Origin of the sequence: Streptomyces sp. S.PB5 (assembly GCF_030403745.1) — a bacterium.
Taxonomy (GTDB): Bacteria; Actinomycetota; Actinomycetes; order Streptomycetales; family Streptomycetaceae; genus Streptomyces.
The window spans coordinates 186,252-211,040 of the sequence record NZ_JAQMWP010000018.1; the positions used below are offsets into that span (position 1 = coordinate 186,252).

Consider the following 24,789-nt stretch of genomic DNA (forward strand, 5'->3'; position numbering starts at 1 on the left):
GGCATTGGAGGAGAACCCGCGGTCCAACAGCACAGTCATGCTCGGGTACAGGGAGCGGGCCGGTCTGTTTCCGAGGCGGTCGTTCCCGCCGTCGACGGCGGCGTCCTGTTCCGCGCCGCTGCCGCGCACCCGCTGCCGGAACCACCCCTCGCGGCCGGACAAGCACATCAGGCCGCAGCGGCGGACTGAACGCCACCTTGGCGGTCGAGCCGTCGCGGAACCCGGGCGGCCAAGGTAGGACAACCCTTGGTATGCGGGCCTTGTCGTTGCTGTCGTAGATTCCGTCGGAGTCGGACGTCCGGAAGATTCGTAAGGCCGGCGATCACCTGCGTGACGACCTTTACGGCGGGGGCCAGTGAGCCGGTATCTTTTCCGCCGATGAGACCGAAGGGCGTCGAGGCGCCGACGAGCGTGGCTATGCCCACCGCTGCGGCCCCACGATGTACTGGCCATCGATGGTCTTCAAAGTAGCGCCACGGAGTTTGCGGGAAACGTGAAGAGCCCCTCAAAACGGAACTGCTGCCCTTCGCGTTCATTTTGCTTTCACGCTCCTGACGCAAGTTACTTCGCCATCATTTCGGCGCCTGGGAATGAGCGGTGTTCGCCTTTCCAGAACATGTCTGAATTTTTGATCAGGCTTGATTCTTTCGCCCGCTGCAGGGGACAAGATCGACGCGCGGCCGTCCTTGGGCGGCCCCAACCCCCCACTCCCAGCGGAGATTTGCATGCACAACAGAAGAACGGGCGGAGCCGGTAGGCGAGTTGCCCTCACCGGAACGCTCGTGCTGAGCGTTCTCGCCCTGGGCACCGTTCCCGCGACGGCCGCCCCCACCCCCGCCGCCGCAGCAGCCGACAGCGGCGGCACGCAGCGTGTCATCGTGCTGTTGCGCGACCAGCACCCGGATCTGTCCCCCCGGACGAACGCCGCCCGCCGCGACAAGGCGGTGGCCCAGGACCAGGCACCGATCCTGTCGCTGCTCAGGAACGGCGGTGCGACGCGCGTCAGGCAGTTGAGCCTGGTCAACGCCGTCGCCGCGACACTGAAGCCCTCGGAGATATCCCGGATACGCGCCGACCGGCAGGTGGCCGCCGTCGTACCCGACCTGCCGCTACCACGGCCTCGGCAGCACACCGCCACCACCGCGGCGGGCTCCTCGTCCGGCACGACCCCCGTGGCCTGTCCCAAGGACCCGAAGCACCCCATCGTCGAGCCGGAGGCCCTGTCGCTGACGAAGACCGACGCCGCTCAGAAGTCGGCCACCGGCAAGGGCGTCAAGGTCGCCTTCATGGCCGACGGAATCGACGTCGACAACCCCGAGTTCATCCGCCCCGACGGCAGCCATGTGATCACCGACTACGAGGACTTCACCGGCGAGGGCACGAACGGGACCACCAGCGGCGGAGAGGGGTTCGGTGACGCCAGTTCCCTCGCCGCACAGGGCAGCCGGACGTACGACCTGGCGGAACAACTGCCCTACGCCACCAAGGTGCCCAAGGGCTGCACCTTCCGCATCCGCGGCTTCGCGCCGGACGCGGAGCTGATGAGCCTGCAGGTCTTCGGCGGGAAGGCCGCCGCCCTCATGTCCGGTTTCGTCCAGGCCGTCCAGTACGCCGTCGAGCACCACGCCGACGTCATCAACCAGTCCTTCGGCTGGAATTACTACCCGGACCCGGCCACCGACCCGGTCCGGATGGCCGACCGGGCCGCCGTCGCCGCCGGTGTCACGGTCGTCGCCTCCACCGGTGACTCCGGCGTCTCCGGCACCATCGCCTCCCCGGCCAGCGACCCGGACGTGATCGGCGTCGGCGGCACCACCGCGCTGCGGGTGGCGTCCCGCGGCTACGGCTACCCCGGCTGGACCAGCGACAACATCGCCGCCCTGTCCTCCGGCGGCACCACGCTCGGCAACAAGCTGGTCGACCTGGTGGCGCCGGGCGTCAGCGGCATGGCCGCCTGCACCCCCAGCCCGCGCTGGACGGCCTGCTCGCAGCCGACCCAGGTGTTCGGCGGTACGAGCCAGTCGGCCCCCTTGGTGGCGGGCGCGGCGGCCGACGTCATCCAGGCGTACAAGGCCACGCACGACGGTGCCCGCCCCGCGCCCGGCCTGGTCAAGCGGTTGCTGACCGGTACGGCCACCGATCTGCGCGTCCCCGCCGACGAGCAGGGTGCCGGGCTGCTGAACACCGACGCCGCCGTCCGCGCGGCCCGCGCGGTCGACGCCACCGGCGGCAGCGCGGACAGTACCTCCCTCGTCCCCTCGGCCGGCCAGCTGAACCTCAGCGGCCGCCCGGGCGCGACCCGGCACACCACGGTGACGCTGACCAACACCGCGAACCGGCCCCAGAAGGTCACCATGACCTCCCGCACCCTCGGCTCGACGACGTTCCGTTCCGCACGCACCGTCACCGTCGGCGCACCGCTGGGCGACACCCCCCTCGGCCGGCTCGCCGTCAAGCCGTTCACCGTCCGGGTCCCGAAGGGCACTCCTTATCTGGGCGTGACCACGGCCTGGCCGGGCAAGGACGGGCAGGGTTACCTCATCCCGGTCCTGTCCGACCCGAAGGGCCGGCTGGTGCAGCTCGGCTACGACTACGGCGGCAGCGGGCACAGCAACCACCAGTACGTCGACGTGCACGACCCGGTGCCGGGGAACTGGACCGTCAAGGTGGTCTGGAACTACGGCGTGAACGGCCTGCAGTGGGCGAACGACAAGCCCGGCACCTACCGTGGCCCCCTGCACGTCCAGGTCACCGGTCGGCGCTGGACCTCGGCGGGTGTGCCCGCGTGGACCAGGACCGTCCCGGCGGGCGGCACCGCCGACTTCCCCGTGACCGTGTCGATACCGCGCGCGGCGGGTGACACGCCGTTCTCCCTCCAGTTCGACTCGGCCGCCGGTACGCACCTGTCGCTGCCGGTGGCCCGGCGGACCCTGCTCCCGGTCGACCCCGCACCCGGCCACAGCACCACGTTCACCACCCGTATCACCGGCGGCGTCGGCCGCGACGCGGGCCAGGCCAAGGGCTATTACCTCGACGTCCCGGCCGGCCGCCGCAACCTGACGGTCGACCTCACCGCGCAGGACGCGGACACCGAACTCAACTACTACCTGATCAGCCCCCAGCAGCAGATCATCGCCCGCGACGCCAACCGCACCTACGCGAAGACGCCGGCCCCCACCAAGTACGCGAGCCTGACCGTCAACCGGCCCGCCGCGGGCCGCTGGACGCTGATCGTCGTCCTGCCCAACCCGGTCAGCGGCAAGGAGTTCAGCGAGCAGGTCACCGGCCGCGTCCGCCTCGACGCCCCCGTCACCGTGAGCGCCCCGGGCCTGCCGGACAGCCCGGCCCGCGTCATCAAGCAGGGCAGCAAGCTCAAGGTCACGGTGCGGATGCCCAACCCGGGACCGGCGAAGCGGTCCTACTTCCTCGACCCGCGCCTGGCCGCCTCGGCTGACGTCGTCCTCCCGGAGCCGGACGGCAAGACCACGGTCCCCGTGGGCGGCTACAACACCTACTGGTGGGTTCCCACGCACACCACGGCCCTGAGGGCCACGGTCACCGCGGACATTCCCGTGGACGCGTCGCTCCGTCCCTGGAACGGCGAACCCGAGGTCCTGGGCGCACCGGGGCCCGACGGATCGCGGGTGGCCACGGCCACCGCCGACCAACTGGCATCGGGAGTGTGGTACGTGGGCGTCTCGGCGCCCGGACCCTTCAAGGACTCCACCGCGCCCGCAGGCACCGCCAAGGTGACCGTGACCGCCACCACCCAGCCCATCGACCCCGCGGCCCATGCCTCGACGGGCTCGTTCTGGGACTTCACCGCGGACTACACCCCACTCTCCGTCGCCGCGGGCAAGACGGGCACGATGACCCTCACCCTCGCCCCGACGGCCCCCGTCGGCACGGTCGTCCACGGGATCCTCTACGTGGGCAACGACACGGCGATGGGCAGCGGGAACGGTTCCGAGATCACCGGCATCCCGTACACGTACACCGTCGGCTGACCCAGCCGTCCACCGGCACGACCGTCGGCCGACCCTCAGTGGCCGGCCGACGGTCGTGCCGGGTGCGACGGCTGCTTTCTGTCGTGTCGGTGGTGCCGGTCAGGGGGTGATGAGGACCTCGAGGGATTTGCGGTCGGCCATGTCCTGACAGTCGGCCGGGACGCCGTCGAGGATGTCGGGCATCAGTTCCGCGGTGTGGGCGCGGACCGGCGTGAAGACCAGTGGCCGGCCCGCGGTTTCGGCGTAGTCGCGTGACATCTGGTTCGTGATCAGCCGAGGCCGAGGAGTGCCAGGAGCGCCGAGGGCCGCAGGCGTTGTGGCGGAGGCCGCCCGACCGTGACGACTCCCGTGATCGCGGACGGATCCTTTGGCTTGCAGTAGCGCGCTGTTTGCCGAGGACGCGGGGATTCGTGATCCGAGCGTCAACGTCAGCTGGCCGCGTGAGCACGGACGAGAGCGTTTCACCGCCGGGATCGACGATCCAGACCGGTTGCTGCTCGTTGCCGACCGGAACGGCGAGGTCGTCGGGCATCTCACCGGTGTGGCGGCCGAGGGGTCGGCGATGAAGCCCGTAAAGGTCGCGTCGCTGGTGAGCATGTATGTGCAGCCCGCTTATCGGCGGGAACACATCGGTGGGCGACTGATCGAGGAGTTCATGGCCTGGGCGAAGGGAAAGGGAGCGGAGCTGGCGGAAGTGACGGCCTACTCGAGTAACACCGAGGCCGTTCGGTTTTATGAGCGCAATGGCTTCGCGGCCGAGTCAGTGACCTTGGAGACCGCTCTGTAGGCGTGTAGGTCGCATCGTGTGCCGCCGCACGACTGGTGTGTGGGCCGGTCACTTCGTGTAGGTCTCCCGGGCTTGCGCCTTGGTCTTGGCCAGGCGGTAGGGCTTGGTGCCGTCTCGATGATGGCGGCGTTGAAGGTGAGCGGGTCCACGATCGCTGCGGAGAGCCGCGGGTGGGGGGTAAGGGAGGACCGGACGGAGTGGGTGGGGCAGCGATCATGGTCACGGAAGTCCCTCCGGGGCGGGCTCTCCTCTATGCCGTTCGAGGAAGGGGCAAGGCAGGACCTTGACGAGCTGGTACCGATGTCAACGACCTGCGGCCTGTGCGGAACAGGAAAGGCCGTGCCCGTGCCGAGCGCCTCGAACCGGAAGACTTTGTGGTCCTGTGCCTGGAGTTTGTTCGGCCGGTGCCCTGCGGTTCAGGTCGATGACGTGGCAGCGAATGCCGTCAGGGCGCGTCGGCGGTCTCCGCGACAAGCCCCTGAAGGAAGGTGGTGATCGCGGCCTCGAACGCCTCGGTGAAGGCTGGGTGCATGAATGCCAGGCTCGCGTCGGCCTGGAAGGCGGCGAGCAGTGAGGGGGCGGGGCGGCTGCGGGTCCACAGGGCGCCGACGAGGATGATGACCATGTGCGCGGCGCGGAGCGCCCGTTCGTCGTCGAGTTCGGGTAGCAGGTCGCGAAGCTGCTCCCCGAGCCAGCGGATGCCGTCACGTGAGGACCTCTTGTACCTGGTCGCGACGTCGACGGAGATGTTGTGCTCCAGGATCGCGTGTTGCACGCTCAGCAGTTCGCACAGCATCGGGTGAGCGGCGAACGTGGTGGCCAGCCGTGCCGCGACCTGGCGTGCCCTCACCGGAGCCGGTGCGGACGGGTCGACCCACTCGGGGAACGACTCGGCGGTCTCGGCCCGGTAGCGGGCGGCCGCCTCGGTGAGCAGGCTGAGCAACACCGCCTCGCGTGACTCGAAGTAGAGCGACATGGCGGACTTCGACAGTCCGACCCGGCGGCTGAGTTCGTTCAGGCTCACCGCCGCGACCGGCATCTCGTCGAGCATGCCGGCCGCGGTCTGCAGGATGCTCTGCCGCCGTTCGGCGCGCTGCTCCTCGCTGCGGGCGCGATGGAAGGTTGCCATCCCGTGAGGATAACCGACCGCCGGTCCATTGACTGTGAACCGGCGGTACATTAACTTGAATGTACCGCCGGTTCACTATTGGGGACGGGTCGGTCATGCCGTCGACGACCGAGGGAAGGGACACGCCATGAAGGCCACGGAGGCTGTCGACTGGGTCGACCCCGCCCGCTGGCGGGCCACGCCGGCGGCGGAGCGGCTCAGGCTGCTTCGCCTGGTCCAGGCGAACATCGACCGGTACTTCGACGAGCTGGTGGCGGCGGACTGCCGTGCGAAGGGCATCGACCCCGCGAACCCGGCCGACGCCCACCAGGTCGGCACGGGCGTGCAGCGCGTCCTGGTGCCGGTACCCGTGAACGTCGCGGCTGCCATCGACCTGTACGAGGGCCTGGTCCGTGGCCGCCCGCTCCAGCCGCTCGCGGTCACCCCTGCCGGGGACGGCCGCTTCGACGTCCGGGTCTCCCCGCGCGGGAAGGACCGCCTGCTCAACAGCGACCGGTCCGACGTACTGCGCGTCGTCGGCGAGCCTCGCCGGGTGGACCCCTACGCCAAGCCCGGCGGCATCGTGGCCGTGCTCGGGGCGGGGAACGTCGCGTCGTCTTTCGAGATGATCCGGGCCCTCTTCGTCGACGGCTACGTGGCCGTCCACAAGCCCCACCCCCTCAACGAGGACGCCGACCGGGTGTGGGAGAAGGTCCTGCAACCCCTCGTCGACGTCCACGCCGTCGCCTTCTGCCCCGCCGACGAAGGGCGCGAGCTGACCCAGGACCCCCGCCTCTCCAAGATCTACTTCACCGGCGGCACCGGCTCCGCCAAGGCGATCATGGAAGCCACCGACACCGAACTGGTCTCCGAGTGCGGCGGCAACAACCCGTGCATCGTCGTTCCCGGCGACCGCCCGTGGACCGAACGGGAGATCCGCCACCAGGCACTCCAGATCGCCACCATCGTCACGATCAGCGGCGGCTCGATCTGCGGCCGCACGCAGACCCTGGTGACGAGCCGGCACTGGCCGCAGCGGCGGCAGCTCCTGGACGCGATCACCGTCGCCCTGCGGGACCTCACACCCGGCTCCAGCACCAGCTACCCCGGGGTCGACAAGACCTTCGCGGCCTTCCGCGACGCCTACCCGAGCGGGCGGATCGTGCAGCCCGCAGACGGCCGCCCCGCTTCGCAGGTCATGGTGATCGAAGACGTCGGCACCGAAGGCTTCGCCCTGGACAACGAGGCGTTCTGCCAGGTCATGAGCGAGGTCGCGCTCGACGTCCCGCCCGACGCCGGGACGTTCCTTCCCGCCGCGACGGAGTTCGCCAACGACAAGCTCCTCGGCACCCTGGCCGCGACGATCCTCATCGACGAGGACACCAAGAAGGCCCACGCGGCCACCGTGAACCGCGCGGTCTCGGACCTCCGCTACGGCGCCATCGGCGTCAACACGATGCCGCCGGTGGTGTGGACGAACCCCTACCTCATCTGGGGCGGGAACGAGGAGGGCCGCGCGTTCGTCTCCGGCCGCGGCAACTTCGGCAACCTCCTGGGCTACGAGAACGCCGAGAAGTCGATCGTGGTCAGCGGCTTCACCTCGCCGGGCCACTTGATCATGACGAGCAAGCGGGGCTGGCTCGACCTGTCGACGCGCTTCGCCCGGTACGCCATCCGCCCCACGTGGACACGGCTGTTCGCCCTCGCCTACGCCGCGACCCGCGCGGGTTTCCGTCGCGCCGGTTCCTGACATCCCCGCCGTCCGCCGAGAAAGGGCTCCCCATGAACAACAAGATCGCCCTGGTCACCGGTGCCTCCTCGGGCATCGGCGAGAGCACCGCCCGCCGCCTCCACGACGCCGGCTTCGTCGTCTACGCCGCCGCCCGCCGCGTCGACCGGATGACGTCACTGGCCGCCGCAGGCATGCACCCCGTCGCCCTCGACGTCACCGACGAATCCGCGGCCGAGAAAGCCGTCGCGGACATCCTCACGGCGCACGGCCGGATCGACGTCCTGGTCAACAACGCCGGATACGGCTCCTACGGCGCGCTCGAAGACGTCCCGATGTCCGAGGCCCGCTCCCAGATCGAGGTCAACCTCCTCGGCCTCGCCCACCTCACCCGGGCCGTGCTGCCGGCCATGCGGGCCCAGCACAGCGGCACCATCGTCAACATCAGTTCCATGGGCGGCCGGATCGCCACGCCCCTGGGGGCCTGGTACCACGCCAGCAAATTCGCCGTCGAGGGACTCAGCGACGCCCTACGCCTGGAGCTGCGACGCTTCGGGATCGATGTCGTCGTCATCGAGCCCGGTGTGATCCGCACCGAATGGGGCGGCATCGCGGCCCGCAAGGTCCGTGCCACTTCGGGCGAGGGGCCGTACAGCGACCAGGCCGAGGCCATGGCCGTGTCACTGGAGAACGCGTCCCGGCCGGACGCACCCAGGACCTCGTCCCCCGACGTCGTGGCCCGCGCCGTGACCCGAGCCGCCACGGCCCGCCGCCCCCGCACCCGGTACACCGCCGGCTTCGGTGCCCGGCCGCTCCTCCTCGTGCGCAGGATGCTGCCGGACCGGGCCTTCGATGCGTTCATCACACGCACCGCGAGCCTCCTCGGCTGAGATCACCACGATTCACCTCGTACGACAGTCGAGACAGGCGTCGCCGACGAAGTCCGCGACCGCGTGAACGTGCGCTCTGCAGCACCTGTCTCTCAGTCCCGCCAGCCATAGCGCCGCTCGGGCCGGCGGGCGGCGCCGTAACGCAGGGAGACATCCGCCGTGCCGGTGGTGTGGAAGCGCTCCGGGTAACGGCGGGCGCTGACACGGGAGATACCAGTGGCGGCCGCGGATTCGGCGGCCGACAGGGTGCCGTCCGCATCGCGAAGCGTGCGTTCGACGAGGTCGGCGATCTCCACGTTCAGGCCCTTCGGGTTCGTAGCTGTGGGTGTGGGGCAACGCCATTCGCAGCCGTGGATCGTGTCGGAGGAACTGGCGTCGACCATCCAGCTGTTGTTGTCCCTGCCGGCGCGGAAGCAGGTCCGAGGGCAGAGTTCCTCGGCCGGGCTGGCCTTGGCTTTCAAATCGTCCAGGAGAAATACCGACGCGGCCCTGCTGCGCGATCCTGCACCCTGAGGAGTACGAGCAGGGTCCACTGGATCGGGGGGCCTACCTGGCCGAGGGCCGGTCGGCCCCGGCCACGCACCCGACCACGGCAGCCCGGCTCGCCCTGTTGCCGGATCGTAAGCGGTGGTCCCGGGAAAAGGTCGCGGTCCTGCGTGCGACCCCTCGTTGCGAGTGTCGGACCGGGCGGGCGGTGAGCGGGATCCTGTGCTTCCTGCACACCAGCTCGGAAGTTGACTCTGCGAGGAGATCGAGATCTTCCCGCCAATGCGCCCTGCACCACCGCGACAGCCCGCGGGCGTCATCGACGCGGCGAGCACCCTGGACGAGATGGTCCAGCGGATCCTGCGTGACACCGGCCTGGGCCACGTCTTCCCGATAGACGGGTGACTCGCCGTTGCGGGCGGCTTCCTGTGGTGTTCAGAGGTCAAGGTCGGCGGCGGTACGGATTCTTTGCAAGAGAAGTAACCGCAGCCTGCGCACCTGAACGACGTTCACCGTACGGCCAACTCCAGCCTGGTGCACCTCCATTTCGCCCCGCCCTGCATGCCGATGGGGAGGATGTGGCCCGCACCGCGGTTGCGGCCCGACGGATGGAGGCCGCAACCGACCCCAACGACCCCGACCTTGCGGCACTGGTCGGTGAGCTGTCCGTGCAGGACTGCGACATGTGGTCCAGCCCGGACGGCAGCGGCCAGCGCCTGATGGTGCTCACCGCGGAGGAGGGCACGTACGCGCATGAGGCTCTTCAGATGCTCGCCTCATGGGCCGGCGAACCGGAGCATGAACTCGGTCACCACTGTGGCTCCGCCATCCCACGCACCCGGCCCGACGCGGTCGTGATCACAACACTGTCGAGCGCCTGATCAACAAGCTGAAAGCATGGCGCGGCACCGCGACCCGCTACGACAAGACACCCCAGAGCTACCTCGCCGGCCTCCATCTGCGAGGAGCCGTGATCTGGATGCGCAGCCTCCAATGATCACGACTTCGTCGGGGTCACAAGAAGTCGCTGCCGCTGCTAGCTGATCGTGTCAGGGAGATCAGGGGACCTCGTGTCGGCCACCAGTTCGGCAAGCTGGAAGAAGTACTCGAACTCAGAGAGGCGCCCGTTGACCCGAACGAAGTAGGACCGGTCCGAGCACCTGAACACCTCGCGTCGCTTGACCTTCGTGACGTCACTGTCAGTCGAGGAAGTCAGCGATGAGTGCGGCGAATTCGTCCGGGGTGGCCAGGCGGATACCGAGGTCTTCGGCCTTGGCTCGTTTGGAGCCGGCGCCGTCTCCGGCGACGACCAGGGTGGTCTTCTTGGAGACACTGGAGGAGGAGCGGCCGCCGGCGCGTTCAATGAGCTCGTTCATCTGGTTGCGGGAGAGCTTCTCCAGCGGGCCGGTCATGGAGCCGGTGACCACGACGGCCATCTCCGCGAGTGGCAGGTCCGCCGTCTGAGCCTCACCGGTGTCCGCGGAATCGGTGCCAGCAGGGGTGGGCGGGGCGGTGCCAGGTTCGGTCATGTTGACCCCGGCCGCGGCGAGTTTGTCGATGAGCGGGGCGAGTTCGATCAGTTCGGCGACGATGGACGGGGCCTTCTCGGTGCCGATGCCCTCGACCTGCTGCATTGTTTCGGCGTCGGCGGCCCGGATGTGGTCCATGGTGGCGAAGTAGCGGGCGATACGGCGGGACATGGACCGGCCGGTGCCGCGTACCCCGAGCGCGCACAGTACCCGTGACAGCGGCTGGTTCCTGGCCGCGTTGAGTGCGGCGAGGAGGTTGTCGGTGCTGGTGGCGCCCATCCGCTCCAGGCCGAGGAGCTGGTCGCGGGTGAGGGTGAACAGGTCGGCGAGGTCGGCGACCAGGCCGGCGTCGACGAGCTGGACGATGCGGGTGTGGCCGAGGCCTTCGATGTCGAGCTGGTCGCGGCCGACGGCGTAGGAGAGGGAGGCGACCAGGTGGCAGTTACGGCCGTTCGCGCAGCGCCAGCGCTGCTCGCTGGTGTCGATGCCGGCCCCGCAGCGCGGGCACACGTCGGGGAAGGCGATGGGCTGCTCGTCGCCGGTGCGCAGGTGGGCGACGGGGGCTTCGACGCGGGGGATGACGTCACCGGCCCGGTAGACCATGACGTGGTCGCCCAGGCGCAGGTCGCGGCGGGTGATGTCGGCGGGGTTGTGCAGGGTGGCGTAGGTGACGGTGGCGCCGTCGATGACCACCGGCTCCAGCACCGCGCGCGGGGCGATGATGCCGGTGCGGCCCACGTTCCACTCCACCTCCAGCAGCCGGGTGATCTTCTCGACCGCCGGGAGCTTGTAGGCGATCGCCCAGCGCGGAGCGCGCGACCCGGATCCCGCGGCCTGCTGGTCGGCGGCGAGATCGGCCTTGATGACGACCCCGTCGATCCCGAACGGCAACTCGGCACGCAGCGCAGCAATCCCCTGCACCCGCGTCAGGACCTCTCCCACGGTGCTGGCGGTGATGCCGGGCACCGCCGTCGAGGAGGTGGTGTTCACTCCGAGCTCGCCGGCCCGGGCCATGAGGCTGCTGTGCGCAGTGTGGCCCAGCAGAGCGGCGAGCTCTGGTTCGGTATCGGGCAGAGGCAGCAGGCCGTAGCCGAAGAACGTCATCGGCACCGTGTAGGCGCGTTCCTTGGCGCGCAGAGTGCCGGCCGCGGCGCCCCGCGGGTTGGCGAACGGCAGCCCGCCGTGCCGGGTGCGGACCTCGTTGGCGTGCTCGAACTGAGCTGTGGTCATCAGGACTTCGCCGCGCACCTCCACGGTGACCGGCTCGGCAAGTTGGTCCGGCAGGCCGTCGATGGTGCCGATCGCGTGGCTGACGTCCTCCCCGGCCGTTCCGTCCCCGCGGGTGATCAGCTGTCTGAGGCGGCCGTGGGTGTAGCGGGCGGCGATCGCCAGCCCGTCGAGCTTCGGCTCGACGCTGAAGCAGGTGACGTCATGGCCGATGCGCCGGGCCAGCGAGGCGGTCCAGGCGGTGAACTCCTCTGGCGAGAACACGTTGTCCAGGCTCAACATCGCCACCGTGTGCGGGACTTCCCCCACCAGGGCGCCGCCGGCGACCTTACCGGTGGGGGAGTTGGGCAGCACCTGCTCGGGATGCGCGGCCTCCCATGCCGCGATGCCGCGCACCAGCCGGTCGTAGGCGTCGTCGTCCATCGGCGAGGCACCGCCGGCGTAGTAGGCGGCCGCGGCCTTCACGGCGTCCTCGACCGCCTGCGCGTAGGCGGCGGCATCCTCGATCACTGCAGCTGATGTCGTCATGACCGTCATCCTGCCTGCCACCACTGACAATGCCCTCCCACGGCTGCCCCGGAACGAGCGCCTGGCGAACCAGCGCCTGGTTACAGCATCCATCCCGCACGGTTCGCCAGATTCCACGAGCCGGTGGACTCGTGCGATGTCCTTCTCTTGACCAGCCAGCAGGAGACCGTCACCGGCACAGCAACCTGCCGCGCGCTCCACCAAGCACCGGAACGCCGTCGGTAGGGCGGCACCCACCTCGTTTTGCCGACCGCATTCGAGGCACCAGGCCCCGACGGGGTAGCTGGCTACCCCAAGCAGGCGGTGCTTGTTCTCGAATCTCCCCTGATGGGTCAGGCGTATCGGGCCCCGTTCGAGCGCACTCGGTCACACCCCTTCTGAGGAGGGTGAGCGGCTCGGGAGTGACGGCATGTCAGTTCGTATTGGCGCGCGGCCGGGAGGCTTATGGACGCTGGATTCCGGACCAGGTATCGACTTCACAGTGTCTGTCGGCATTGGCCCCAGCGGTGACGACTGTGCCGTTGGCATGCAGGCCAAGGGTGTGCGTCGAACCGGCCGCCACGGCGACAATGTCGCGCCAATCGCCGACTTCGCACTGTCCGTAGCTGTTGTCTCCCGCTGCGAGGACCCGCCCGGACGCAGTGACCCCGACGGTGTGGTAACTGCCCGCGCTCAGCGCCACCACGTCTTCCCACTCATCGACCTCGCACGCCCCGGTTGCCCGGTCGCCGGTCGCTACTGCCCGCCCGTCCGTTCTGAGGCCGACGGTATGGAGATACCCGGCCGAAATGGCGGCCAGGTCACGCCAGCCTTCAACGGCACACTGCCCGCGCCGGTTGTTCCCCGCGGCCAGTGCAGAACCGTCCGACCTGACGCCGACCGAGTGCCAGTCACCACACGAGAGGACGACCATCTCGCGCCAGGACTGCACGTCGCACTGCCCCTCTGAACTCCGGCCAGCTGCTAGCACGCGGCCATTCGCGAGTAGCCCGAGGGTGCGGCGCCAGCCTGCGGCCACGGCCGTGACGCCTCGCCATCCGGCGACACCACATTGCCCGTCACCATTCCACCCCGTTGCCAGCACGGTGCCGTCCGACCGGAGTCCCACCGTATGAGACCTGCCGGTGTTCGTCGCGGTATGGACGTTGCCGGCTGCCACCGCGACGACGTCTTCCCATCGCTCGACACGGCATTCACCGGCCGCGTTATCGCCCACGGCGAGAACGGTTCCATCCCAGCGCCGTCCGACAGAATGACGCCTTCCGGCCGCCAGCACCGATGAGCTGGCAAGCATTCCGCCTCCTTGTGCTCGGCGCGAGTTCGCGACATGGGATGCCACCTTACGGTGCTCTGGAATCAGAGCGCGGTCCTCAGCCGTCGCCAGCAGATGACGGCACAACCGAGTGTGATGAAGGCACGCTGGATGTCGTTGCGGACCTTCCAGCGGATGCGCAGCCGGCGGAACCAGTGCAGTAGTGCGATGGCGCCTTCCACGACTCAGCGGTGGACGCCGAGTCTGGAGCCGTGTTCGGTGTCGCGTCGGGCGATGTGCGGTGTGTGTTTTCGAACCGTCGGACCTGATCGCGGTAGCTCTCGTGGTCGTAGCCGCGATCGGCGTAGAGGTGCTACGGGGCGGCGCAGTGGTTGGCCGCGTTTGCCTCGGATCGGCGGGGCAGCCCGGTCAGTGGGATCAGGTGGGTCACGTCGTTGCGGTTGCCGCCAGACAGCGTGACGGCCAACGGGATGCCGTGGGCGTCGACGATCACGTGGTGCTTGCCGCCGGTCTTGCCCGGTCCGCCGGAGACGGCCGGTGGCCGCACCACCTTTCATCGCCCGCAGAACTCCCCGCACCAGCCGCTCAACCAGATCCGTCACGCACGGCTCAACGAACGATCACGCCATAAGCTTGATCCTCAGCATCGGGCCCGCGCAGTGCAGCTCTTCCGGTGGCCTCGACTCAGACGTTCTTGATGATTCCGCCGTCGACGAAGATCTCGCTTCCGGAGATGTTGTTGGGCGAGGCGGCGAAGACGATCAGGCGGGCGACCTCGTCAGGCGTGCTGATGCGCTCGGTGGCCGCCCCGAGTGTGCCCATGAGCTGGGCGGAGAACTCCTCGTGGCCGACACCGTTCTCGCGGCCGATCCTGGCGACGACCCCATCCGGATCGGTCCACACTCCAGTCAGCACGGGGCCGGGTGAGACGGTCAACGCTCGGACGCCTCGGGGGGCGAACTGCTCCGAGACCACCTTCGTCAGCGCGTTCAGTGCCGCCTTGGCCACGTTGTAGTGGGCGGGGCCGGCAGTGACGATGCGGGCTCCCGACGATGACACGTTGACCACGACACCGCGGCGGTCGAGAAGACTCGGCAGCATCGCCCGCGTCACGCGCAGCGCGCTGTAGAAGTGGAGGTCGAAGGTGTGCCGCCAGGCTTCCTCGGGAAGGGTGAGCAGATCGTGGACGGCGCCCTTGACGACTTCCTCGGTGTCGCCAATGCCCACGTTGTTGATCAGGATGTCGATTCCGCCGAGTTCGGCCAAGGCGTGAGACACCAGCGTCTCCACGCCTTCGACGGTGGCGAGGTCGGCAGCCACGTGCACGGCGCCGGTCTCCTTGAGCTCGGGCGTGTTGTGGCGCGAGGCCGCGACCACCCGCACGCCCTCGGCGAGCAGCAGCCGGACGACGTCGAGGCCGATGCCCTTGCTGCCGCCCGTGACGACTGCGGTCTTTCCGGACAGTTGAAGGTCCATTTCTGACTCCTCAGGATTTGCGAACGGATACCAAGGCCGTGCCCATGCCGAGCAATGAGACGGCCAGAGGGACGAGCAGAGCGCTGCGCAGGTCGTCCGTCTCGATCACCGCCGTGACGGCGGCCAGCACCAGGGCCGGGCCGAGTTGGAAGGCCGTGTTGACCAGGCCTCCGGCGACGCCGTGTTCGTCGGGCGATACACCGCTGGTCGCGATGATGTTCAACGGCCCGTAGGCGAGTGAGAACGCGAGGCCGACCAACAGGAACGCCGGGAGCATCCCGGACACGTAGCCGGTATCGGAGGCGATCGGGAGGAGCAGCGCGTAGGCGAGGGCTGCCGCGCCAAGTCCCGCAAGGATGACCTTGGGTGCTCCGAACCGGCTCACCAGCGGCGCACCGATCCTCGGGGCGAGCAGCGCGACCACGATCCCCGAGGGGCACACGGCCAGTCCGGTCGCCAGCGCCGACCAGCCGCGTACCTCCTGCATGTACAGGGTCAGGATGAACAGACACCCGACCCATCCGCCGAGCAGGGCCATCGCGGCGACGTTCGCCCGCGCCAGCGGACCCGCTCTCAGAAGTCCGGAGCGGACAAGGGGAGACGCAGACCGGCTCTCCACCCTGACGAACAGGACGAGAAGTGCGGCCACGGCAGCCAGACAGGACACCGTCCTGGTCGCACTCGCATCCTGCGCTTCAGTCAACGTCCAGACGAGAAGGAGCATCGCGGCCGTGCTGCTCAGCGCCCCCGCCAGGTCGAAGCCGCGCCAGCGCTGGTGGTCCCCGTCCTTCGGCACCAGACGGATCGCTGCCGCCAAGGTCGCGGCGGCAACGGCCACCGGGACGAAGAACACCAGGCGCCACGAGACGTCGGTGAGCAGCCCGCCTGCCACCAGGCCGAAGGAGAAGCCGGATGCCCCGGTGGCCGAATAGACCGACAGAGCCCTGTTCCGCGCGGGCCCCTCCGCAAAGGCCGTAGTGATGATCGACAGACCCGCGGGGGCTGTGAACGCCGCGCTGACACCGGTCACGAACCGGGCGGCGACCAGGAGTTCGCTGCTTTCGGTGAGCCCGCCGAAGGCCGAAGCGATCAGGAAGACCCCGAGCGACCACAGAAACATGCGCCGCCGCCCGAACAGATCGGCCGCCCGGCCGCCGAGCAGAAGGAAGCCGGCGAAGCCCAGGACGTAGCCGCTCACCACCCACTGCAAAGACTCGGCCGCAATACCCAGGTCGCTGCCGATGGCCGGCAGCGCGACGCCTTTCATCGAGACGTCCAGGGCGTCGAGGAAGAGCGCCCCGCAGAGCACGAAGAGCATGCCCCGTTCCTGACCGCTGAGTTTCTCGACCGGTGTCACACTGCTCCCGCTTCCAAGTGGACCGATCAGTCCGGGACCGATTGGTCCACATCTTGCATGGAGGCAGGATGGCTGTCAATGGAATCGGACCGATCGGTCCGATAGCATGGAGAAATGGCCAGGAAACCTGATGCGGGCGCGCGCGACCGCATCCTCGACGTCGCTTCGCAGTTGTTCGCCGAGCACGGCGTACATGCCGTGGGCCTGCAGCAGATCATCGACGCGTGCGGTTGCGGCAAGAATCTGCTGTACCGCGAGTTCGGCAGCAAGGACGATCTCGTGGTCGCGTTCCTGGAACGCTGTCGTGCCGACTGGGCGAGCGTCCTGCGGGCCGCCGAAGCCTCAGCGGACTCGGACCCGGGAGGCCTCCTCGTGGCCCTGGTGCGCGAGGTCGTCGCCCGCGCCGTCGCCGACGGCTTCCGGGGGTGTCCCCTCCGCAACGCCTACGCCGAGTTCCCCGATCCGGACCACCCCGCCCACCAGGTGATCGTCGCCCACTACACCGACCGCGCCGAACTCCTGCGCACCCTGGCCGCCCAGGCCAGCGCTCGCGACCCCAAGGACCTCGCCTCGCGCATCGAACTCCTCATCGACGGCCTCAACGCGAACGGCGCCGTCCTGGGCCCCCAGGGCGCCGCTCCCGCCGCTGTCACGTGGGCGGAAGAAGCAGTCAGAGGTGCAACACAAGGTCGGTCCGATGTGATCGCCGGACAAGTTCCCACCCCCTGACCCAGCAGACGCCGGGAAGACGTCACCTGGGACGGTGTCCGGACGTCATCTGTCCTGAGGGCGGTTGGGAACGGACACACGGCCGGTGTTCGGCAGGTGCGCGAGTCCCCAGATCGCAAGGAGATCAGCCGGCGAGGGTGGTTGCTCTCCCGCCAGGTCCGATCTCCAGCCCGCAATACCGACGAAACGGGGACGCTCACATCGGCAGTGGCAACTCCGCCCAGATGGTCTTTCCGGTGGGTGTCTGCCGGCTGCCCCAGCGCTCCGCGAGCTGGGCGACGAGCAGGAGCCCGCGTCCGCCCTCGTCGAAGGAGCGGGCCCGCCGCAGGTGCGGGGCGGTGCTGCTGCCGTCGGAGACCTCGCAGACGAGTGTGTCGCCGCGCAGCAGGCGCAGTTCGATGGGCGGGCTGCCGTAGCGGATGGCGTTGGTGACCAGTTCGCTGACGATGAGCTCGGTGGCGAAGGCCAGCTCGCCCAGGCCCCAGACGCTCAGCTGGTCGCTCGCCATCCGGCGGGCCCCGGCGACGAGGGCGGGATCCGTGGGCAGCCGCCAGGTGTGCACCCGGTCGGGCTCCAGCGCGGATGTCCGGGCCAGGAGCAGCACGATGTCGTCGGCGGGAGCGGCGGGTATCACCTTGCGGACCACCTGGTCGCAGGTGTCCTCCAGGTCGGACGGTGGATGGCTCAGCGCGTCCCGCAGCAGGCCGAGCCCCCTGTCGATGTCCCGGTCGGCAGCCTCGATCAGACCGTCCGTGTACAGGGCGAGCACGCTGCCCTCGTCCAGGTCGACCTCAACGGCTTCGAACGGCAGCCCCCCGACGCCGAGCGGCGGGCCGGCGGGCAGGTCGAGGAACCGCACGGTCCCGTCGGGAGCCACCAGGGCAGGCGGCGGATGACCGGCGCGGGCCAGACGGCAGGTGCGGGAGACCGGGTCGTAGACGGCGTACAGGCATGTGGCGCCCACCTCGCCCGATGCGCCGCTCGTCGATCCCCGGGCGTCGGGTCCCTCCTCCCGGTCGAGCCGGACGACCAGGTCGTCGAGATGGGTGAGCAGTTCGTCGGGGGCGAGGTCGACGTCGGCGAGCGTACGGACCGCGGTGCGCAGGCGACCCATCGTCGCGGAGGCGTGGATGCCGTGGCCGACCACATCACCCACCACGAGGGCGACCCTTCCTCCGGACAGGGGGATGACGTCGAACCAGTCGCCGCCGACCCCGCTCGCGGAACCCGCCGGCAGATACCGGTAGGCCAGTTCCACGGCCGTCGGGGAGGGCAACCGCTCGGGCAGCAGGCTGCGCTGAAGGGCGAGCGCGGTCCGGCGTTCCTGGGTGTAGCGCCGGGCGTTGTCGATGCTCACGGCCGCCCTGGCGGCGATCTCCTCGGCCAGCAGCAGGTCGTCGTCACCAAAGGGTTGCGGTGTGCGGTGCCGCACCACGGACACCAGGCCCAGGGTGACTCCGCGGGCGCGCAGCGGTACGAGCAGTACCGAGTGCATCCCGTACCGTCGTACCGCCTCGGCGCGCGCCGGCGACTCGGCCAGCCACTCGCGCAGCACCGGGTCGCCGATGCGGTGCCGGGTGCCCCGGCCGGTGCGCAGCGCCCAGGCCGCCGGGGAGCGCGGGGGACGGGTGGCCGTCTCGCCCACCGCGATCGAGGACTCGGGACACCCGGGAAGCACCGAGGCGTGGGCGGCACGGCACAGCACGACCTGCTCGCTGGGCGACACCGGTTCCGGTTCGTCCCCGCGGACGACGGACTCCAGCAGATCGACGACGACGAAGTCGGCGAATCCCGCGACCGCCACCTCGGCGAGCTCCTGCGCGGTCCGACCCACGTCGAGGGTGCTCCCGATCCGCGCACTGGCCTCGTTGAGCACCTCCAGGCGCTGCCGGGCCCAGTACTGCTCGGTGGTGTCGATCACCATCGCCGACAGGCCCTGGACCGAGCCGTCCAGGTCTTTCAGCGGGGTGAGATACACGGACCAGGCGTGCTCGTCGACCTCGCCCAGGCCCCGGCCTGGCCGTTGTTCGCTGTGGAGCGCCTCCCCGGTGCGCAGGACCTCGCGCTGGAGGCGGTCCATCTCCTTGTGGCTCGGCTGGATCTCGGTGAGGGTGAGGCCTTCCATCTCCTGGCTGGACAGGCCCATGGCCTGGCTCATCACTTCGTTGCAGGCCGCGAACCGGGCGCGGTGGTCGTAGACCGCGACGGGCAGCGGAAGCTGCGCGAGCGTCCGGTCCCACAGTTCGGCCGCGTCCGCGGCGCGTGGGCCGGAGGCGTGGGTCACCGTGGCACCCGTGACGAGCCAGAGCGAACCCGTTCCCCCGGTCGACAGCGGCGCGCCGCACAGCCGTACGAGGATCCGGTCGCCGTCACGGTGGCGCAGCGCCACCTCGCTCGTCCAGGGCTGGCTGGCGGCCATCCGCCGACGGGCCGGGCGGGGGAGGTCTGCGGCGAGCAGGTCGGCGGCCGGACGGCCCACGACGTCGTCGGGCGTGTGTCCCAAAAGGGCCTGGGCACCGGAACTCCACGCCATGACTCGCAGACCGGCATCGACGACGACGGCGAAGTCCTCTGGTACTCCGGTACCCCGTGCCGCACCGGAGCCGATGGACCGGTTGTCCATGGGACGACCCACTCTCGTTTCTGCCCTGACGACGGCCCCGTCGGCACCACGCGTCATGGGCGGTGCCACCAGGATCGCGCCCCGGCACGTTCGGCTCAACCCATGGTCAGGTCCAAGATAAGGACTACTCATTTTTGATGGGAAGTGCAGATGAGTTGTGTCTCTGGGAGTGCTCCGAAAAGGCCAAGAAGGCCTTGAACTGGCCTTTTACTGGCTGTGGTCATGAACTCGCCAAAATGCACCTGCTCATTCTCTTGACCGGCGTCCTCTGTGGCCCCGATAAACGCAACTCATGGGCAACGTGGCTCAGAGAGGAACCCGCACGCGAGACCCCCATGCCTCGCCGGACTGGCCAAGGCACTCGCGGCCGGAGTCGTCGTCTTCGCGACCGTACTGCCGGCCCTGTCCGGCGCAAGCGGCCACGACGAACGTCTACGACCGTACGGGCGGCAACGACAGCAACTCCGGGACCAGCACGGCCGCCGTCCGCGCCGCGAACAGCAACATGTCTGACGACATCGTCGTGAACCTGCGCGGCGGCACCTACAACCTCACCAGCCCGATCACCCTGGGCACGAGCGACTCCGGCACGAACGGCCACACCGTCGTCTACCAGGCCTACGACGGCGAGACCCCCGTGATCAGCAGCGGCCGGGACGATCACCGGATGGACCGCCGCCGCAAACGGCGAGTACAAGGCGTCGGTGGGCAGCCTCAACTTCCGTCAGCTGTACGTCAACGGAGTGCGCGCCACCCGAGCCCGGTACCCCGACCTGGGCTCGGACTTCCGGCTCCAGGGAAGCGACAAGCCCAACAAGCTGCTGCGGGTGCTCAGTTCGCAGATCTCCAACTGGAGCAACCTCAGCCAGACCGAGCTGGTCCTCGAGCTGCAGTCACAGGGACCAATCCTTCGAGACCGAGCAGGTCCTGGAGGTGAGCGCCGGCTCGACGGCCAACGGTGCCGCCATCGCCCAGTGGATGGCACTGAACCAGTCGAACCAGGCATGGACGATCCAGTGACCGGATGACGCGGTAGGGGGCAGAAAGACGGCGGGGCCGGGAAGCCATGGCTTTCCGGCCCCGCCGCCGCGCGCAAGAGGGTGCCTGAAAAGCTGGTCAGCGGGCGTGTGGGCGGGTAGCGCCGTGGAGTTGGAGACCGTGGAGCCTGTCGAGAGGGCCCGGTCGGTGCGGCCTGCACATCTGTTCGACGAGCAGCTCGTCGCGATGCTGCTGGAGCCAGCGGCCGACCGGGGCAGCGGCACTTCCCTACGGCACCTTTGCCCGCTCCATCGGGCTGCCGGTGCCGGTGTCGGTGCCGGAGACGAGGACGGGCACCAAGACCATCCCGGTGCGGCACGCCTGAGCGCGGGTTCGCACCGAGCCGCAGCCTGTGTGCGTGGCCGATCGGTTCTTCCTGCCACGCACACATCGTGTGCGATGCTCACCCGGAAACTTGATCAGGGCCCCGACTGGCCGCTGGCATGGCTTTGTCCCTGTGTCTCCCCGACGGGCTGTCGATCGTCGGTGGACCCAGCGGGCTGCAGCTGCGGCGGAGTCGCACGCCCAGCGGTCGGCCGGGCGGTGCCAGGGGGACGTCGCGGTGCGGCGCAACTCGTCGAGGAGCCGACGGGCCGGCGCCGGGTTGTGGTACCCGTTGACGTATCTCACCGCGGTTCGCTCCGTGCCGGTGCGGTGGCCAGACGGCAGCGGACGTCGACGACGCCCTCGACGGCGCGGGCCAGGCGTTCCACCACCGATACCGGCAGGGTGCCGTCGACCCATCCGGTGAGGGTGACGACACCCTTGTCGACCTCGACCCGCACATGGTCGGCGGAGTCGGGGAACAGGTGGTCGACGACCTCAAGGCGTACCTCTTCGGTGAGTTCCTCGTCGTCCCGGAGGAACACCTTCAGCAGGTCCGCGCGGCTGACGACGCCTTCGAGCATGCCCATGTCGTTGACGACGGGCAGCCGTTTGACCTTGCGCAGGGCCATGATGCGTGCCGCCTCGGCCAGGGTGGCATCGTCGTGCACGGTGACCGCCGGGGCGCTCATCAGTTCCTCCGCGGTCAGCGCTCCGGCCTTGGCGAGGTCGGGCAGGCGGCGCATCTGGGTGCGCCGGTCGGGGTCACTGTCGCGGAATTCCTCCTTGGGCAGCAGATCGGCCTCCGAGACGACACCGATCACCCGGCCCTCACCCTCCAGCACGGGCAGGGCGCTGACCTTCCACTGCTGGATGAGCTTGACGATGTCCTTGAACGTGGCGTCGCGGCCCACGGTGACGACGGTGTGGGTCATGACATCGCTCACGATGTGCGGGCTGCCGTGCATGGTCTCCTCCTCGGAAGGTCAGGTGCGGTCGGGTCGGCCGTGAGGTCGAGGAAGTGGGTGGAGCAGGAGATGTACGGGTCGTGGTCACGGATGGCTCGCTCGCACAGGTGCGTCAACTCCTCGTCAACCGCGTACGCCACCTCTACCGTCCGATCCTGGTCCGAGCGGCAGAGGTGACAGACGACGGCCGGTGATCGTGAACCGGGTGAAGGGGCCGGTGAGATGCCGACGCCCGTCGAGCTGTGCGTGCAGGGCGGAGGGGTGTTTCACCTGGGTCGCGGCCACGTGGTCGGTGAGGTGCGGCGGTCGTCGGATCCGCGGACGTCAGCGTGAGAGGGACCGTGTCGGCCGTCTCGCCGCGACCTCGGGGCACCCGGTACGGCAGGGGGCGGGGAGTCACGGCTGGTCGCCGCTGCCGTGCGGGGCGTACAGATCGAGCAGCCTCACACGCGCCGCGTGCAGCCGGTGGGCGACCACCCGGCCGACCCAGACCGCGACCGCTCGGCCGAACTCGGGGTCGGACGCGCACATCTCCCGCACGGTCTCCGCGTCGAATTCCCAGGCCCGCACAGGATGGGTGACCTCGGCGCCGAACTGCCAGACGTAGGGCGCGAAATGCCAGGACCAGCCGACCAGTTCGCCGTGCCCCAGCGACTCGATGACGGGCGAGCGGCGACCGGGCACATGCAGATCGAGGGCGACGACGCCTGTCCGCACGATCCAGAACCGGTCGGCTCGCCGGCCCTCCTCGAACAAGCGGGTGCCCACGTCGAAGGAGACCTCGCGGGCGAGGCCCATCAGCTGCTCCCGGTGCTCGGCCGGGAGGATCGTGTCCATGAGGGTGATCGACGTCATCGTTCCTTCTCTCCTCGCGCTTGTTCCGTCATGGGCTCGCTGCGACCCAGCCGGGCGCTGAGTTCGTCGTGCAGGGCCGCGGTGGCGAAGACCGAAGCAGGAGCCCCAGCGCTGCCACCGTTCGGTGTGAGCGCCCGTGAGGTCGGTGACCTCCTCGGCGGTGGCGCGCACAAACAGGTGGGGCAGGCCGTGGTGCAGTAGTCGGGCTCCCGGTTCTCGCCCATCAGCCTGCGGAAACCGACGGGCGGCATGGCCCGGCCCATACGGTCCCGGGCGCCGCCCACGGCGCTGCGGGCCGGGGTCTCGGTCTCGGGGTCGGCCGGACGGTGCGGGACGCCGGCGAGGACCTCGTCCCCGGCCTCCGACAGCGCCAGGTAGAAGCCCTCGTCGGCCGCCGGACCGCTGCCCATGGACACGCAGAAACAGGTGGCTTTGGGCTCGGTGCAGTGGGCGGCTGTCAGGAAGGCCCCTGCCTGGCGCTTCTGACAGCCGCGGTCCTGGTGGCGCTCGCGGGCCGGGACGCTGCCCTGGATCGCGACGGCCCGCAGATCGCAGGGGTGTACACCGAGCAAGGTGTACGGCGGCTGCTCCGAACGTTCTTGAGTGATGCTGAGGTGCCCGCCGGGGGCGGAGCCGGTGCTCCACAGCCTTTCCCGCCGCGCGTGCAGGAACGTCTTCCTGGACGGTGGGCCCGTGGTGTGTGCGAAGGCCGCACCGTCCGTGCGGGGGATCAGGCGGTAGCGGCCCGCCTCGGCCCGGGTGCTCGCCCCGGAAGGCAGTTGGCCGGTGGAGTCGAGTTCGGCCGGGACCACGGCGACGTCCCGTACCGTCGGGCCGACGACCGTGCGGCCCTGGGCGGCAAAGGCCTTGGCCAGGGCGTTGAGCCCGCGCCTGCACAGGACGGCGGTCGCGGGGCTGACTGTCATCGTCGTTCCCCTCCGGAGGCCGTGGGGGCTGCTGGTCCCAGCGTGGGCGCGGCATGGGTGGGGCACTACAGGCCGCCCGGTCCTGACGGGTGGGTCGTTCGGCCCCGGGGGCGGGGTGATAAGGCGCCGACGCCCGCGAGACGTGGCGCGGGCGGCACGATCAGACGGACGCCTCGTCGACCGGAAGGCTAAGTTCCGTCTTCGCCGAGAAGAGATGGACGCCATCCGGACGGGCCGTCGCACGCAGTTCCTCGCCCTTGCCGAACGTCTGCCGTCCCGACGCCCCGACGACGATCTGCGTGGCCTCCTGGCCGACCTTGGCGCGGTGGTTTCGTCGGTGGTCAGTTTGACCGTGCGGCGCGACGGAGTGGCGGGGGTTCCCTTGTGTGCTCTGGGGTGCCTGCGGGGTCGCCGGCCGACAGGACAGTCTCCATGGAAGACATGCCGAACATGCGTCACCAGGGCCGTTCGACCCTTGTCGCCCGCAGGCGTACCGACTTCACTGAGTCCGCGGTCCCGCCCGTGGCGTTTGGATCCCGCCTGTGGCCTCGGCGCCGCACGTCCCTGCCCCGTCGCCGGTCACCGGGACGGTGAGGACCACGTCCGCCCGGCGGGCGCGGGCGTGTCGGGCGACGTTGCTGAGGGCTTCGGCGGTCACGGCGAGGACGTGTTCGGCCACGTCGGCCGGGACGGTGGAGTCCACGGTGCCGTCGATGCGCAGGGAGGGGCGGAAACCGAGGGACTGGACGGCCAACCGGGCGGTTTCTGGCAGGCGGCGGCGGAGCCCCGGGCCGCCGCGGTCGTCGCCCACGGAGCGCAGTTCGCGCCCCCGCAGGAGCGCATCGGCTCGATCTCCAGGCCGGCGTTCCCGAACTGCCACTGGACACCGCTCATCGTCTCGACCCAGTCCCGCCCCAGCCTGACCAGTT

At 69.6% G+C, this 24,789-nt stretch carries 16 protein-coding genes and 6 pseudogenes; 8 read left to right on the forward strand and 14 right to left on the reverse strand.

Going from position 1 to position 24,789, the window contains the following annotated elements; genetic code table 11:
* Window positions 1-725: 725 nt before the first annotated feature.
* Window positions 726-4,007, forward strand: a complete 3,282-nt coding sequence (locus tag PH203_RS37905; protein WP_289926180.1) for a S8 family serine peptidase — start codon at window positions 726-728, stop codon at window positions 4,005-4,007.
* 99 nt (window positions 4,008-4,106) lie between these two features.
* Here PH203_RS37905 and PH203_RS37910 read toward each other — a convergent pair whose 3' ends face one another.
* The gene (locus PH203_RS37910) at window positions 4,107-4,265 is read right to left on the reverse strand and encodes a hypothetical protein (RefSeq protein WP_289926182.1); all 159 of its coding nucleotides are present in this window, start codon (window positions 4,263-4,265) and stop codon (window positions 4,107-4,109) included.
* Between the two features lie 109 nt (window positions 4,266-4,374).
* Between PH203_RS37910 and PH203_RS37915 the strand changes: the two genes are divergently transcribed.
* Window positions 4,375-4,794 (forward strand): GNAT family N-acetyltransferase, encoded by a 420-nt coding sequence (locus PH203_RS37915; RefSeq protein ID WP_289926183.1) that lies wholly within the window; start codon window positions 4,375-4,377, stop codon window positions 4,792-4,794.
* 445 nt (window positions 4,795-5,239) lie between these two features.
* Here PH203_RS37915 and PH203_RS37920 read toward each other — a convergent pair whose 3' ends face one another.
* Window positions 5,240-5,923, reverse strand: a complete 684-nt coding sequence (locus PH203_RS37920) for a TetR family transcriptional regulator (protein WP_289926185.1) — start codon at window positions 5,921-5,923, stop codon at window positions 5,240-5,242.
* Between the two features lie 127 nt (window positions 5,924-6,050).
* Between PH203_RS37920 and PH203_RS37925 the strand changes: the two genes are divergently transcribed.
* Window positions 6,051-7,652, forward strand: a complete 1,602-nt coding sequence (locus tag PH203_RS37925; RefSeq protein ID WP_289926186.1) for an aldehyde dehydrogenase family protein — start codon at window positions 6,051-6,053, stop codon at window positions 7,650-7,652.
* A gap of 32 nt (window positions 7,653-7,684) precedes the next feature.
* A complete protein-coding gene (locus PH203_RS37930; protein WP_289926187.1) occupies window positions 7,685-8,521 on the forward strand; it encodes an oxidoreductase in 837 nt (278 codons plus the stop codon).
* A 92-nt stretch (window positions 8,522-8,613) separates the two neighbouring features.
* Here PH203_RS37930 and PH203_RS37935 read toward each other — a convergent pair.
* Window positions 8,614-8,832: pseudogene (locus PH203_RS37935) on the reverse strand (two-component system response regulator); the annotation flags it as partial.
* A gap of 457 nt (window positions 8,833-9,289) precedes the next feature.
* Here PH203_RS37935 and PH203_RS37940 point away from each other — a divergent pair.
* The 3 genes and pseudogenes from PH203_RS37940 to PH203_RS37950 form a co-directional block, all read left to right on the forward strand.
* A complete protein-coding gene (locus PH203_RS37940; RefSeq protein WP_289926188.1) occupies window positions 9,290-9,412 on the forward strand; it encodes a hypothetical protein in 123 nt (40 codons plus the stop codon).
* A gap of 152 nt (window positions 9,413-9,564) precedes the next feature.
* A pseudogene (locus tag PH203_RS37945) lies at window positions 9,565-9,888 on the forward strand (hypothetical protein); the annotation flags it as partial.
* Window positions 9,861-10,004, forward strand: a pseudogene (locus tag PH203_RS37950) (IS5/IS1182 family transposase); the annotation flags it as partial. The pseudogenes PH203_RS37945 and PH203_RS37950, both read left to right, overlap by 28 nt.
* Before the next feature lie 202 nt (window positions 10,005-10,206).
* On the opposite strand, the gene ligA reads toward PH203_RS37950, so the two are convergent.
* The 5 genes and pseudogenes from ligA to PH203_RS37975 all read right to left on the reverse strand — a co-directional run bounded on the left by ligA (window position 10,207) and on the right by PH203_RS37975 (window position 16,358).
* Complete coding sequence (gene ligA / locus PH203_RS37955; protein ID WP_289926190.1) at window positions 10,207-12,300, reverse strand: NAD-dependent DNA ligase LigA; 2,094 nt, start codon at window positions 12,298-12,300, stop codon at window positions 10,207-10,209.
* A 433-nt stretch (window positions 12,301-12,733) separates the two neighbouring features.
* Window positions 12,734-13,585, reverse strand: coding sequence for a chromosome condensation regulator (locus PH203_RS37960; RefSeq protein WP_289926192.1), 852 nt, complete (start codon window positions 13,583-13,585; stop codon window positions 12,734-12,736).
* 62 nt (window positions 13,586-13,647) lie between these two features.
* Window positions 13,648-14,098 (reverse strand): annotated as a pseudogene (locus tag PH203_RS37965) (transposase); the annotation flags it as partial.
* A gap of 150 nt (window positions 14,099-14,248) precedes the next feature.
* Window positions 14,249-15,040: an SDR family oxidoreductase gene (locus PH203_RS37970; RefSeq protein WP_289926194.1), complete on the reverse strand. Its 792-nt coding sequence runs from the start codon at window positions 15,038-15,040 to the stop codon at window positions 14,249-14,251.
* Between the two features lie 10 nt (window positions 15,041-15,050).
* The gene (locus PH203_RS37975) at window positions 15,051-16,358 is read right to left on the reverse strand and encodes an MFS transporter (RefSeq protein WP_289926195.1); all 1,308 of its coding nucleotides are present in this window, start codon (window positions 16,356-16,358) and stop codon (window positions 15,051-15,053) included.
* 153 nt (window positions 16,359-16,511) lie between these two features.
* On the opposite strand from PH203_RS37975, the gene PH203_RS37980 reads away from it, so the two are divergent.
* Complete coding sequence (locus PH203_RS37980) at window positions 16,512-17,126, forward strand: TetR/AcrR family transcriptional regulator (protein ID WP_289926196.1); 615 nt, start codon at window positions 16,512-16,514, stop codon at window positions 17,124-17,126.
* 196 nt (window positions 17,127-17,322) lie between these two features.
* On the opposite strand, the gene PH203_RS37985 is transcribed toward PH203_RS37980, so the two are convergent.
* The 6 genes and pseudogenes from PH203_RS37985 to PH203_RS38010 all read right to left on the reverse strand — a co-directional run.
* Window positions 17,323-19,749 carry a SpoIIE family protein phosphatase gene (locus tag PH203_RS37985; RefSeq protein WP_289926198.1) on the reverse strand — a complete coding sequence of 809 codons (2,427 nt, stop codon included), beginning with the start codon at window positions 19,747-19,749 and terminating at the stop codon, window positions 17,323-17,325.
* A gap of 1,664 nt (window positions 19,750-21,413) precedes the next feature.
* Window positions 21,414-22,079 (reverse strand): CBS domain-containing protein, encoded by a 666-nt coding sequence (locus PH203_RS37990; protein ID WP_289926199.1) that lies wholly within the window; start codon window positions 22,077-22,079, stop codon window positions 21,414-21,416.
* Window positions 22,055-22,355, reverse strand: a pseudogene (locus PH203_RS37995) (hypothetical protein); the annotation flags it as partial. The gene PH203_RS37990 and the pseudogene PH203_RS37995, both read right to left, overlap by 25 nt.
* A gap of 120 nt (window positions 22,356-22,475) precedes the next feature.
* The gene (locus PH203_RS38000; protein WP_289926200.1) at window positions 22,476-22,934 is read right to left on the reverse strand and encodes a cyclic nucleotide-binding domain-containing protein; all 459 of its coding nucleotides are present in this window, start codon (window positions 22,932-22,934) and stop codon (window positions 22,476-22,478) included.
* The gene (locus tag PH203_RS38005) at window positions 22,931-23,860 is read right to left on the reverse strand and encodes a hypothetical protein (RefSeq protein ID WP_289926201.1); all 930 of its coding nucleotides are present in this window, start codon (window positions 23,858-23,860) and stop codon (window positions 22,931-22,933) included. The genes PH203_RS38000 and PH203_RS38005 overlap by 4 nt, the downstream gene beginning before the upstream one ends.
* 598 nt (window positions 23,861-24,458) lie before the next feature.
* Window positions 24,459-24,680 (reverse strand): annotated as a pseudogene (locus PH203_RS38010) (histidine kinase); the annotation flags it as partial.
* Window positions 24,681-24,789: the final 109 nt, after the last annotated feature.